Raw genomic sequence first — 12,863 nt, forward strand, 5'->3', positions numbered from 1 at the left:
TTGCAGTAAAGAAAGGAACAATGGAAAGGGACCTACGCACGGACGGGTAGCTCACAAAGGGTATTGTGAGATAAGATGGAAAGGGGCGAAGACGGATTCTGATCGGGAAGATTTTAGTCGCAAAGGATCGCAGAGAGGGATGCTCAAAATTACGAAAAAGGGGGAAGTCTCATGACTTCCCCCTTTTTTATTAAACGCGATGCGGTGGAACTTCGGTGCGTATGACGCGGCTTCCTACTAACTCTACCTCTCCGCTGTATCTATCTTCACCATTGCTTGAAAATTCAAACATAAACACACTATTCCAATCGGGCTTTCCGAATTTAAACGAGAGGCGCGTTTTAGCTCGCGCAACACTCAACAATTGAAGTTGGTGTTTATCACAGTACTGTTTTAAGTAGGTATTAGTGCTTTCTGATATGCCTCTTATTCGCCAAAATTGATAACTGATAAAGCCAATTGCCAACCATAGTGAAAGCTCTAAAAGTGTCATACTACTTCCCCGTTTGTGCAAAAAGTTGATTAAAGGCTTTGGCCAACACGGCCGGACGGTCGGGTGATCGTAAAAGGGTAAGTACTTGACGGCGCAACTTCACAACTTGAACTAAGTCAGAGAAGAACCCAGAAAATAAAGCACCTGCATGGCCTTCACTTTTATCCGCCTTCGCTGCTTGTGTTAAAAACAAGGTTAATAAATCATTGTCCATTTGCTCATAGTGACGAGCGGCTATAACGCTTAGCACGTCAAGTCGCGTGGAAATGTCTTTATTTAAAATACTCTTGAGTTCACAGTGAAGCTGCTGATCAAACTCATTGCTTGAAAGCGAACGCAGTGCAGCGAGGTTAATATCATCGTACTGCGCTTTTTGAAAAAAGCGTTGTAACACGAACGTCTCGACAGTTTTTGACAGAGGTGCGTACTCGAGCATTTCCATAAACGTATTCAAAAATACGTCAGAATACAAACTTACATTGTTTACAAACGCTTCTTCTAACCTATTTTGATGACTGTGGGTAGGTAGAGAAAATGCAAAATCTGCCACACTTTGCATAGACAGCTGCTGCCAATCCACTAACTGTGGCGCTTGAATGTAAGCCTCAACTTGTTTGGCCTCATCACTAAGCGGCTGCGATAATGTGTGTTTCACTAGCGCATTAAACTGAGCCAGCAACGCTTGATTGGGAACAAACGAATAGGGGTTATCAGGCAGTGTCTGTGCTTTTTCAGTATCCTCTATTATGGACTGACCCAACGCATCGACAATAATATCAAGAAAATGATTACGGGCAGCTGTGACTACCAAGCCTTGTTCATCAATAGGTAGCTTCACAAACCAAATATAATGTTCACTCGAGCTTTGCTTGTTCCAAAAAACAATACCAAACCATGCGTGCTGTTGGCGCGGGAGGGGAGCGTAGGCATTGCCACTTTCAATATCTAAGAATGATTGATTATCAATGATTGTTAATCTGCGACCAATATCGAATACCTTGTACTCAGTACCAGCGTGTAATAAGAATTCACTGATTGAATTAATTGTGTCTGCGCTCATCAAAACATCCTAAATACTACAAATTTATCCACGTGAGCTTTCTGCTCATCATTGTGTGCCTGAATGCACTTTTTCTAAATGCAAGTTTTCTAAATACACATTTCCATTACGCTGAAAAGAACAAGATTTCACACAAGTGTGCCGGGCCAGCGTCGCTTTTCTATGTGTGTTTCTCGAACATGTATCGCCAATACGAGCCTAGAAGCCTCTAATGCTATTAGTTTATCACAGATAATACACACTCAAACATGCACACAGTGACGAATACAGCAGTGACAGGGTTCTGATTAGCCTGATATAATTTCGCGATACATTTTTGAGCATTCGTTGGTAGTGAGTTAATGGTAAATCAGATCTATCAAGATATGGCCTCAGCAATAGAGACACTCGTTTTGTTGATGGACAATGAAGGGCTGTGGCCGATTACTAATCCTACTGAAGCTATGCCTTCTGAAGCGGCGTTGCGCAGCCAAGTACCATTTGCTTTAGACACCATGGAATTTGAAAGCTGGTTAGCTTATATCTTTATTCCTAAAATGAGACATATCCTCAGTGCTCAAATGCCCATACCAAATATGAGCATCACACCGGCCGCTGAGCAGTATTTTACCTCAGCCCCTTCGGCTATTCTCGACCAGCTTAAAACGATTGATGGGCTCTCCAGCAAAGCGAATTTTAACTAATGAGACGACTATACAAACTAGCACACGGAATCATCCGCGAATTTAAGTCCAAATGGCGCTCTTGCAATGAACAGTGAAGCAGTCGATAAGCCCTCATCGAAGCACATGGTTGAGCAGCCAAGGTCACTGGCCGGTCCTTTGAAGGTTTTGTATCAAGATGAGGATATTGTTGCTATAGAAAAGCCTCCTGGTCTTTTGGTTCATCGAAGCCCAATAGATAAACATGAAACCGTTTTTGCTGTCCAAACTTTAAGAGATCAGCTCGGTAAACGCGTATTTCCTGCTCATCGATTAGACCGGCCAACATCCGGCGTGCTGTTATTTGCCTTCGATGGGCACATGGCGGCGCAGCTTGGTCAGCAAATGATGCAAAAACAAGTGCATAAAACCTACCATGCCGTTGTTAGAGGGTTTGTTCATAACGCTGGGCTTATCGATTATGCGCTGAAGTACAAGTACGATAAAATTGCTGATAAACACAAGCGCCCGCAGCAACCTGCGCAAATGGCAACCACCACCTACGAATCTTTGGCACGCTATGAAGTGCCCGAGCCGGTAGGAAAATATCAGAGTGCTCGTTATTCGCTAGTAAAACTAACGCCAAGTACGGGCCGGAAGCATCAACTTCGTCGACATTTAGTTCATATTCGTCACCCGATTATTGGCGATACCACGCATGGCGACGGAAAGCAGAATAAATTCGCTAAATCGCACTTTAGTTTTAATAATTTGGCCTTAAACTGTACGTCAATGGGATTTCATCATCCTGCATCGGGTAGATGGATGACAATATCATCAGAACTTCATCAAGAAATGGCGTCATTTGTTCGCCATTTAGAAAACTTTCGCGTTGTTCCTTCGTAAAAGCTTACGACATCGTAGAAAATAAATAGCAGGGGTAGTAATGGGTACTTTGAAGATAATTGCGGGCACAGTATATGGAAATGCTCAGCATGTGGCCGAGCAGGTAGAAGAGAATTTGGCCGAGCAGGGTGTTGATTGTGAGCTAGAGAGCGATCCGTCAGTTGAAGATTTTACTGATGCGGATGCAATACTTGTTATTACGTCTACTACTGGGCAAGGGGATATCCCGCCTAATTTAGAGTTCGTATTTTCAGACTTAAAAGACGATTCACCACTGCTAAAAGACAAGCCCTTTGCAGTAGCTGCATTAGGTGACAGTAGCTATGGTGAGAGTTTTTGTGGTGCAGGTAAACAGTTCCAGGCTTTATTGGTAGAGCTTCAGGGAACACCAGCGGCAGAACTTTTAGAAGTAGATGCAATGGAGACGTTGGAACCAGAAAAAGACGTAATCGATTGGGTGAACAGTATTAAAGACAAGCTAATCGCATAAAATTCGATGGGCCTTTAACAAACGCAAGGTCGTAAAAATAAAAAATGGCGCTAACTGGTTAGCGCCATTTTTATTTGTAGCTCGATATTCTTAGCTTCGTTTTAGCACTAGCTCTGCTTTAGCACCAGCTCTGCTTTAGTAAAAACCAGATGCGTTATTCAACGCCGCGTAAAAGTGCATTAATGCCAACTTTTGCACGGGTTTTCGCGTCTACTTTTTTCACGATAATAGCAGCGTAAAGGCTATATTTGCCGTCAGCACTTGGCAGGTTTCCTGAAACCACTACCGAACCTGCTGGAACTCGGCCGTAGTGAATTTCCCCAGTTTCACGGTCGTATATACGCGTGCTCTGGCCAATATATACACCCATGGAAATTACCGCACCTTCTTCAACAATAACGCCCTCAACAATTTCAGAGCGAGCTCCGATGAAGCAGTTGTCTTCGATGATGGTTGGGTTTGCTTGCAATGGCTCTAGAACACCGCCAATGCCTACGCCACCAGAAAGGTGAACATTTTTACCAATCTGTGCACATGAACCAACAGTTGCCCACGTATCTACCATAGTGCCTTCGTCCACGAATGCACCAATGTTGACGTAAGATGGCATTACCACCGCATTTTTACCCACAAACGTACCAGTACGAACTGCTGCTGGTGGCACAATACGTGCACCGTCAGCAACGAATTGCTCATTGGTGTAGTTGGTATACTTAAGAGGCACTTTATCAAAGTATTTGCTTTCGGCACCGTCAATCATTTCGTTGTTATGCAAACGGAAGAAAAGTAACACTGCTTTCTTCAACCACTGGTGAACTACCCATTCCCCAGCGATTTTCTCTGCTACTCGAGCTTTGCCGCTATTCAGTAATGAGATAGCTTCAGCAACAGCATTTCTTACGTCATCTGGTGCTTCATTAGGACTGATAGCATCGCGGTTTTCGAAGGCGTCTTCAATAATGGATTTCAATTCATTCATGGTATTGTAATATCTTCAAGTTGGTCGAGTTTAAACAAGATCTGCTTTTTCAAGCCGACTTGTTGTTCTTGGGTTAATGCGGTGCCAGCCTCGTTGCTGACGATGAAAATGTCTTCGGCGCGTTCGCCAATGGTCGCTATCTTAGCAAGTTTTAATGTCATATTGGTGTCGACAAACGCGTGGCCAATTTTAGCCAAAATACCAGGTGCGTCTAGTGCTTCAAGCTCAACCAGAGTGGCTTCGTCGTGTAAGTTGAAAAAGCGGACCTTGGTGGGTACGTCCAATTGTCGCATTTGACGAGGGAGTTTCCGCTTGTTTTCGTGAGAACGCCCAGGCTTTTCAAGTTGTGTCGATACTGCCTTTTCTAGCGACGAAATGCGAGAATCAGATGAAAGGCGAGTACCATCATTCTCCAGAATTATCATACTATCGAATACGTAGCCGTCACGAGTTACTGTAACGTGAGCATCGTGAATTGAACAGTTTCTGCTATCAAGTACCGATGCAACCTGCGCAAACAGAGCTTTTCTGTCTTTGCCATAGACAAACAGCTCAGTGCCACCTTTGGCGCTGTTGTCATTTGCTCGAACAAGTAAAGCTTCGTTTTCTGGTGTTAGCCAGTCACTTTGTGCCGTGATGATCTCTTCCGTGTGCCACGCAACTTGAGTGGGTTTAAAGCGCACAAAGTAATCGTCGTCTAATCGCGCCCACAGCGCATCAACAGACACCGGATCAACGGCGCGCTCTTGCAATATTTGTCGTGCTTGATGTTTATGGGTTGCAACACGTTCATTAAGGGTTACCTGACACTGCAAGCCATTATCCAATGCTTTTTGCGTCATCAAGTACAGCTCTCTGAGTAATGACGCTTTCCAGTCGTTCCACAAATTGTCATTGGTAGCCCGAATATCTGCAAGGGTTAGCGTATAAAGCAAGTTTAAATGATTATGGCTTCGAATAGCCCCTGCAAACTCACTGATCACATCCGGATCGTAGATGTCACGTCGTTGAGCTACAACAGACATCAATAAGTGATTCTCTACTAACCACGCTATCATTTCAGCATCATCAGAAGGCACATTATGAAGCTCGCAAAACGTGGCGACGTCTTTTGCGCCAAGTTTGGAATGATCGCCATTTCTCCCTTTAGCAATATCGTGGAAGATGGCGGCTATGTAGAGTACCTCTGGCTTATCGAGGTTGCGACAAATGCGTCCGCAACGAGGGAAATCTTTGTTTTCTTTGGAGAAGAAATAATTGACTTGTTTAACGAGCCTGTGTGTGTGCTCATCAACGGTATAAGCGTGAAACAAATCGAACTGCATCATGCCCACAATGGTATCCCATTCAGGCAGATAGGCTTGGATAATGCCATATTGATGCATAATGTCCCAGCCGAAGTTGAAGAAATCAGGTTGCTTCATTAACAGCATGAATTTTTCACGACATGCAGGCCGCTCTACGTAGTAAGCACTTTCAAACTCTCTATGGGCATTGCGTAGCTGCCGAATACATATGGTACTGAGGCCTTTTACTTCGGGGGTATTAGTGACCAGATTTAGAAAGTCGAGAATAGCTTCAGGTGTTGAAAACACGCGCTCGTGACGCGGCGATATCATGGAGTCGAGCAATTCAAAGTCTTCATTGATAATGGCGCTGTGCTGAACACTTTGATTCAACATATCGTACTTAAAGCGCTGGAGCAGCATCTGATTGAGCTCGGTCACTCTTGCCACTGTACGGAAAAAATCGCGCATCATCTTTTCAACAGACGACTTGCCTTCTTCTCCATACCCCATCATTTCAGCCACATCAGGCTGGTAATCAAACAGAAGGCGGTTTTCGCTTCGCTGAGCAACTAAGTGAAGGGCACAGCGCATCTTCCAAAGGTGCATCCGACAGGCTATTAGCTCACTGTGCTCTTGTTCGGTAAAGTAACCGTGACCCACTAAATTCCAGCCGTCATATTCTTTAAAGTGCTTTTTTGCTACCCAACCAATAGACTGGATATCACGTAAACAACCAGGATTTTCTTTAATATTCGGTTCAAGGTTATAAGCGGTACCATTGAATTTTGCGTGACGTCTTTTTTGCTCATCGTATTTTGCAGAGAAAAAAGCTTTGCTGCTCCACGAGTGTCTGCCGTTTGCTTCTTCCCAGAGTTTTTCAAACGTTTGTTCACTGCCAATCAGCAAGCGACTTTCCACAAGGTTAGTGGCTATAGTGATATCGTCTTTTGCAAGCTTGACCGTTTCTTTTAAGGTTCTTACCGACTGCCCTACATCAAGCTTGATATCCCACAGTAAGGTGATGAAGAGACCTACTTTCTCTTGAGCATCAGCACTGAGCTTCTTTTTACTTACAATAAGCAAGTCGATATCTGAATGAGGTTGAAGATGACCGCGGCCATAGCCACCAACAGCGCAAAGCGACAGGTCGTTAACAGCATCTAAGCCGAATAATTTCCAAAGATGGCAAAGAAGTGCGTCAACAAAATGTGCTCGCCCAGTGACTAACTGGTTGACTGGAGTACTATCGAAAGACTGAGTTATCCACTCGTAACTTTTTTCTACACAGGCTTTTATTGAAGGAATGTCATCAACAGCGCCTATAGTATCGATATCTTGAATAAGTGATTGGAGCGTCAAAGTGCACCTTTTTCGGACTTCTTACATACGACCGTGACTTTATCATGAATTACGATTAATTCGCACCCGCGATAAATGCATATATTAGGTTAAATTGTGAATATTTATGGAAAAATGATATAGCGGTCAATTTGAAAGCAAGGCCATGCTATATGAATGGAATCTTCAATTGACTATCACTACAGTTCTTGAGAAACCATTGGGTTATCATCCTCATTAAGGATTAATAAAACGCCCTTTACGATGTTGGCAAAGTCGCCGCAAATGAAAACGTTTCATGTAAAAAAAACGCCGGCTAAAAGGCCAGCGTTTTTTTTAATATAGGAGGTTAACTGTGAGAAATAGTTCGTGGAAGCGTTTCTTCGTCACGAAGCGTTAAAACCTCAACGCCATCTTCAGTGACTAATAAAGTATGTTCCCACTGGGCACTCAAACTTCTGTCTTTCGTGACTACGGTCCATTGGTCCGGAAGAACTTTTGAATAGCGTTTACCTGCATTTACCATAGGTTCAATGGTAAAACACATACCCGGCACAAGCTCTTCACCCGTTCCGGGTTTGCCATAGTGCACAATCTGAGGTTCTTCATGGAAGCTCGAACCAATGCCGTGTCCACAATATTCTCTGACAATTGAATAGTTATGCGCCTCTGCATGAGTTTGGCATATATGACCAATATCACCTAAACGCATACCAGGTTTAACTTGTTCAATTGCTTTGTACAGTGACTCTTGCGTTACGCGAATTAAACGCTCCGCGAGAATAGTAGGCTTACCCACGACAAACATTTTTGATGTATCGCCGTGATAGCCGTCTTTAATAACGGTAACGTCGATATTAATAATATCGCCGTCTTTCAGTTTTTTGTCCGAAGGTATGCCGTGACAAATACAGTGATTAACCGAGGTACATACTGACTTTGGAAAAGGCGGTTGCCCGTAATTCAACGGAGCAGGAATAGCCTGCTGCTCATTGACGATGTACTCATGACATAGCGTATTGAGTTCATCCGTCGTTACTCCTTTTTTTACATGGGGAGTGATCATGGTTAATACGTCTGCCGCTAGTTTTCCAGCCACGCGCATTTTTTCGATTTCATCAGGGGATTTGATAATTGCTGCCACAACGCCTCTCAATAGTCGTGTTTAGTTAATGACAATATTCTACGCAGTATATCACCAATAAGACCGCTTTTGGATAAGCAAGAGCACAAAGAGACGGTTTAAAGAAAGAAGAAAGAAAAATTGAAGAGAGGAAATGCCCCTGAATATGGGCTCAAAACTTGAGAGTGAACTGTGGTTATGGTATAAAGCGCGCGCCCTGACGGAAAGCCTATTTTTCTTTGTGAAAAAAGCCGCACGTTAGAGGGTATATTCTTTTATTAAAACACACATATACCGACACTTGTTATCGGGGTGTCCAAGCTAACTCGCGTTGGCAAGGATCGATACAAGGGGTATATGGAGGCCTAACCCCAAGAGGAAAATAAAATGGCTAATGTTTCTATGCGTGACATGCTGAAAGCCGGTGTGCATTTCGGTCACCAAACTCGTTACTGGAACCCAAAGATGAAACCTTACATCTTTGGTGCTCGTAATAAAGTTCATATCATCAACCTTGAAAAAACAGTTCCACTTTTCAACAACGCGTTGAACTACATCTCAGGTGTTTCGTCAAAGAAAGGTAAAATCCTTTTCGTTGGTACAAAACGTGCCGCTGGCGATGCAATCAAAGATGCGGCAGTAAAATGCGACCAGTTCTACGTAAACAAGCGTTGGTTAGGTGGTATGTTGACTAACTGGAAAACAGTTCGTCAATCAATCAAGCGTTTGAAAGAGCTTGAGCAAAAGAGCCAAGACGGTACGTTTGAAAAGCTAACCAAAAAAGAAGCATTAATGCTTCAGCGTGAAATGGATAAGCTTGAAAACAGCCTTGGTGGTATCAAAAACATGGGCGGTCTTCCAGACGCGATCTTTGTTGTAGATGCAGACCACGAGCACATTGCAGTTACAGAAGCACGTAACCTTGGTATCCCTGTTGTTGGTGTTGTAGATACTAACTCTAACCCAGATGGTGTTGATTACATCATTCCTGGTAACGACGATGCTATCCGTGCTATCCAACTTTACTTGGACGCTGCTGCAGACGCTATTAACTCAGGTCGCGAAAGCAACCTTGAAGTACAAGCTGAGCAAGACGATTTCGTAGAAGCGGCAGAGTAATTCTGACTGCTCGCTGCCTTGTAAAAGGTGGTGACATACTGCGAAACGTAATGAGAGGGGCGAGTCGCCCCTTTTACCTAACGAATTTATATTTATTGCTGAGGAATTGAAAAATGGCAGTGACTGCAGCACTAGTTAAAGAACTGCGCGAACGTACAGGCGCAGGTATGCTGGATTGTAAAAAAGCGCTGGTTGAGACGGATGGCGACATTGAACTAGCCATCGAGAACATGCGTAAATCAGGTCAAGCAAAGGCAGCTAAAAAAGCAGGCCGTATCGCAGCTGAAGGTGTAATCCTTACTAAAGTTGAAGGTGGTCGTGCGACTATGCTTGAGCTTAACTGCGAAACTGACTTCGTAGCACGTGATGAAAGCTTCCTTAAGTTCGGTAACGACTTACTAGAAGTAGCATCTGCGAACAACATTAATGACATCGAAGCGCTTAACGACGCAGAAATGAACGGCGTTAAAGTTAGCGACGCTCGTGACACGCTTGTAGCGAAAATTGGTGAAAACATTTCTCCACGCCGCGTAATCAACGTCGAAGGTGACACGCTTGGTGGTTACGTTCACGGTGGTCGTATCGGTGTTATCTCTATTCTTACTAGCGGCAGCGAAGAGCTAGCTAAAGACGTGTGTATGCACGTTGCAGCTGCAAGCCCGCAGTACGTTAAGCCTGAAAATGTTCCGGCTGAAGTTGTTGAGAAAGAGAAAGAAATCCAAATCGATATCGCAATGCAGTCTGGTAAGCCAGCTGACATCGCTGAGAAAATGGTTGCTGGTCGCATGAAGAAGTTCACTGGTGAAGTGAGTCTTACTGGCCAACCTTTCGTTAAAGACCCATCTATCACCGTTGCTGAACTTCTAAAGAACAACAACGCTGATGTTATCAACTTCGTACGTTTCGAAGTAGGTGAAGGCATCGAGAAGAAAACTGAAGATTTCGCAGCAGAAGTAGCTGCGCAAATGGAAGCGGCCAAGAAATAATTGAGCGTTTTTCTTTTGCATTCAGTGAATGTCAGATAAACTAAAAGCACCTCTTTAGAGGTGCTTTTTTATAGCCGAATCTCTTTCTATTACTGCGGTTTCGCGATAGTGTGAGTTGTCGCTGTGATGATAAGCGCAGTGGTAATGGCAAGTAGTATGCAGAAGAAGCATGCAACAAAACCACTTATGCAAATGCATAAACATCTCAAAATGAGCTAAAGCGGTTTGTTCTATATTTTTTCATGCAACTGCATGTCGTTAAAATGTATAGCACAAACCGGGTTTACGAGGACATATCGAATAATGAGTATCACACCAAAATCAGCATATCGACGCATTCTATTAAAATTAAGCGGTGAAGCCCTTATGGGTGAAGAAGGGTTTGGTATAGACCCTAAAGTGCTTGATAGAATGGCACAAGAAATTAAAGAGTTGGTTGAACTAGGCGTTCAAGTGGGTCTTGTAATTGGTGGCGGTAACTTATTTCGCGGCGAAGGTTTAGCGAAGGCAGGTATGAATCGTGTTGTTGGCGACCACATGGGTATGCTAGCTACAGTAATGAATGGCTTGGCGATGCGTGACGCGTTGCATAGAGCATTTGTTAACGCACGTATGATGTCAGCTATTCCATTGAATGGCGTATGTGATGCTTACAACTGGGCCGAGGCTATTAGTCTGCTAAAATCGGGTAGAGTCGTTATCTTCTCAGCTGGTACAGGCAATCCGTTTTTCACAACAGACTCTGCGGCGTGTTTACGTGGCATCGAGATTGAAGCTGACGCCGTGTTGAAAGCAACAAAAGTTGACGGTGTTTACAGCGACGACCCGGTTAAGAATCCAGACGCTACCTTGTACGAGCAACTCAGTTATAATGAGGTATTGGACAAGGAACTAAAAGTAATGGATTTGTCAGCATTTACCCTAGCACGTGACCACAGCCTCCCAATTCGCGTTTTCAATATGAATAAGCCTGGTTGTCTTAAACGCGTAGTGATGGGCGAAAAAGAAGGCACGATAATCAGCCACGCTGGCAATGATAAATAAAGAAACATAGGACATATAATCGTGATTGATGAAATTGAATTAGATGCGCAAGAGCGCATGGAAAAAAGTGTTGTTGCCCTGAAAGGCCAGTTTAGCAAGATACGCACAGGGCGTGCACACCCAAGTCTGCTTGACGGTATCATGGTGCCATACTATGGCGTAGATACACCGCTGAAGCAGGTTGCAAACGTCATTGCCGAAGATAGCCGCACGCTAGCGCTAACGGTTTTTGATAAATCAGCTATCCAAGCCGTTGAAAAAGCAATCATGCAGTCTGATTTGGGGTTAAACCCAATGAGTGCGGGGGGTTCTATTCGTATTCCTCTTCCACCATTAACGGAAGAGCGAAGAAAAGATCTTATCCGCGTAGTGCGCAACGAAGCGGAAGGCGGACGTGTTGCTATTCGAAACATTCGTCGTGATGCGAATGGCGACATCAAAGATTTACTAAAAGAAAAAGAAATTAGTGAAGACGAAAGTCGCGCTGCTGAAGAGAACATTCAGACAATCACTAATGAGATTATTAAGAAAGTTGACAGCATGCTTGCTGACAAAGAAAAAGAACTCATGGAAGTATAAGTTAGTATCATGATTGGAAAGCGTTTAAACGCAGCCAAAAAGACTAACGTAATAGGGCCAGCACCAGTTGCTGGCCCTAAACACGTGGCTATCATTATGGATGGCAACGGTCGATGGGCGCAAAAGAAAGGGAAGATTCGTACTTTTGGTCACAAAGCAGGTGTTGAGTCTGTTCGTTCTGTAGTGCGGTTTGCTAGGCAAAACGCCATTGAATCACTCACACTGTTTGCCTTTTCCAGCGAAAACTGGAAGCGACCAGAAGAGGAAGTGAGCGTGTTGATGGAGTTGTTTAACCTCGTACTTAACAATGAGGCAAAGCGACTTCACAAAAACGGCGTTCGGCTTCAAGTCATTGGCGATTTAAGTGCCTTTGACACAAAGTTGGTAGACAAAATTCGCAAAGCCGAAGAGATGACCAAAGACAATGCCGACCTAGTGCTTAACATTGCAGCAAACTACGGCGGGCGTTGGGATATCGTTAATGCTGCTCAGCAATTAGCTAATCAAGTGAAAGAGGGTAAATTACACGCAAGCGATATCGACGAAGCGATGTTTACTGCACATACCTCTACTGCAAACCTACCCGAATTAGACCTCCTCATCAGAACTGGTGGCGAGCACCGCATAAGTAATTTCCTGTTATGGCAATGCGCTTACGCTGAGCTTTATTTCACCGATGTACTGTGGCCAGACTTCAACGAAGATGTATTTCAGCTCGCGGTAGACGATTTTAATGTACGTCAACGTCGTTTCGGTCTCACCGGTGAGCAGGTTATCGTTTCCGATGATTAGGTTTACTCAGGCGATTATCGGACT

General features: G+C 44.0%; 13 protein-coding genes. 8 read left to right on the top strand and 5 right to left on the bottom strand.

The window, feature by feature from the left end:
- Nucleotides 1–190 precede the first annotated feature (190 nt).
- Both O9X84_RS00790 and O9X84_RS00795 read right to left on the bottom strand, forming a co-directional pair.
- On the bottom strand, nucleotides 191–493 hold the full coding sequence (locus O9X84_RS00790; RefSeq protein ID WP_032094339.1) for a DUF3301 domain-containing protein: 303 nt from the start codon (nucleotides 491–493) through the stop codon (nucleotides 191–193).
- Nucleotide 494: 1 nt separating this feature from the next.
- Entirely contained in the window at nucleotides 495–1,553 is a 1,059-nt protein-coding gene (locus O9X84_RS00795) for a DUF3549 family protein (protein WP_269517593.1), read from the bottom strand.
- 341 nt (nucleotides 1,554–1,894) lie between these two features.
- On the opposite strand from O9X84_RS00795, the gene O9X84_RS00800 reads away from it, so the two are divergent.
- The 3 genes from O9X84_RS00800 to O9X84_RS00810 all read left to right on the top strand — a co-directional run bounded on the left by O9X84_RS00800 (nucleotide 1,895) and on the right by O9X84_RS00810 (nucleotide 3,590).
- Complete coding sequence (locus O9X84_RS00800) at nucleotides 1,895–2,236, top strand: YqcC family protein (protein ID WP_269517594.1); 342 nt, start codon at nucleotides 1,895–1,897, stop codon at nucleotides 2,234–2,236.
- Nucleotides 2,237–2,341: 105 nt separating this feature from the next.
- Nucleotides 2,342–3,100 (top strand): pseudouridine synthase, encoded by a 759-nt coding sequence (locus tag O9X84_RS00805; protein ID WP_269517999.1) that lies wholly within the window; start codon nucleotides 2,342–2,344, stop codon nucleotides 3,098–3,100.
- 40 nt (nucleotides 3,101–3,140) lie between these two features.
- Entirely contained in the window at nucleotides 3,141–3,590 is a 450-nt protein-coding gene (locus O9X84_RS00810; protein WP_032094341.1) for a flavodoxin domain-containing protein, read from the top strand.
- 154 nt (nucleotides 3,591–3,744) lie between these two features.
- Here the strand turns inward: O9X84_RS00810 and dapD are convergent, their stop codons facing one another.
- The 3 genes from dapD to map all read right to left on the bottom strand — a co-directional run bounded on the left by dapD (nucleotide 3,745) and on the right by map (nucleotide 8,340).
- Nucleotides 3,745–4,569 carry a 2,3,4,5-tetrahydropyridine-2,6-dicarboxylate N-succinyltransferase gene (dapD, locus tag O9X84_RS00815; protein ID WP_269517595.1) on the bottom strand — a complete coding sequence of 275 codons (825 nt, stop codon included), beginning with the start codon at nucleotides 4,567–4,569 and terminating at the stop codon, nucleotides 3,745–3,747.
- The gene (glnD, locus tag O9X84_RS00820) at nucleotides 4,566–7,217 is read right to left on the bottom strand and encodes a [protein-PII] uridylyltransferase (RefSeq protein WP_269517596.1); all 2,652 of its coding nucleotides are present in this window, start codon (nucleotides 7,215–7,217) and stop codon (nucleotides 4,566–4,568) included. The genes dapD and glnD overlap by 4 nt, the downstream gene beginning before the upstream one ends.
- A 328-nt stretch (nucleotides 7,218–7,545) precedes the next feature.
- Nucleotides 7,546–8,340, bottom strand: a complete 795-nt coding sequence (gene map, locus O9X84_RS00825; RefSeq protein WP_163105209.1) for a type I methionyl aminopeptidase — start codon at nucleotides 8,338–8,340, stop codon at nucleotides 7,546–7,548.
- A 366-nt stretch (nucleotides 8,341–8,706) separates the two neighbouring features.
- Between map and rpsB the strand changes: the two genes are divergently transcribed.
- The 5 genes from rpsB (at nucleotide 8,707) to uppS (ending at nucleotide 12,839) form a co-directional block, all read left to right on the top strand.
- A complete protein-coding gene (rpsB, locus tag O9X84_RS00830) occupies nucleotides 8,707–9,438 on the top strand; it encodes a 30S ribosomal protein S2 (RefSeq protein WP_032094345.1) in 732 nt (243 codons plus the stop codon).
- A gap of 113 nt (nucleotides 9,439–9,551) precedes the next feature.
- Nucleotides 9,552–10,424: a translation elongation factor Ts gene (gene tsf / locus O9X84_RS00835; protein ID WP_269517598.1), complete on the top strand. Its 873-nt coding sequence runs from the start codon at nucleotides 9,552–9,554 to the stop codon at nucleotides 10,422–10,424.
- 303 nt (nucleotides 10,425–10,727) lie between these two features.
- Nucleotides 10,728–11,468, top strand: a complete 741-nt coding sequence (gene pyrH / locus O9X84_RS00840) for a UMP kinase (protein WP_269517599.1) — start codon at nucleotides 10,728–10,730, stop codon at nucleotides 11,466–11,468.
- A gap of 21 nt (nucleotides 11,469–11,489) precedes the next feature.
- The gene (gene frr, locus O9X84_RS00845; protein ID WP_032094348.1) at nucleotides 11,490–12,047 is read left to right on the top strand and encodes a ribosome recycling factor; all 558 of its coding nucleotides are present in this window, start codon (nucleotides 11,490–11,492) and stop codon (nucleotides 12,045–12,047) included.
- Between the two features lie 9 nt (nucleotides 12,048–12,056).
- On the top strand, nucleotides 12,057–12,839 hold the full coding sequence (gene uppS, locus O9X84_RS00850) for a polyprenyl diphosphate synthase (RefSeq protein WP_269517601.1): 783 nt from the start codon (nucleotides 12,057–12,059) through the stop codon (nucleotides 12,837–12,839).
- The last annotated feature ends 24 nt before the right edge of the window (nucleotides 12,840–12,863 follow it).

Origin of the sequence: Alteromonas sp. BMJM2 (assembly GCF_027257845.1) — a bacterium.
Taxonomy (GTDB): domain Bacteria; phylum Pseudomonadota; class Gammaproteobacteria; order Enterobacterales; family Alteromonadaceae; genus Alteromonas.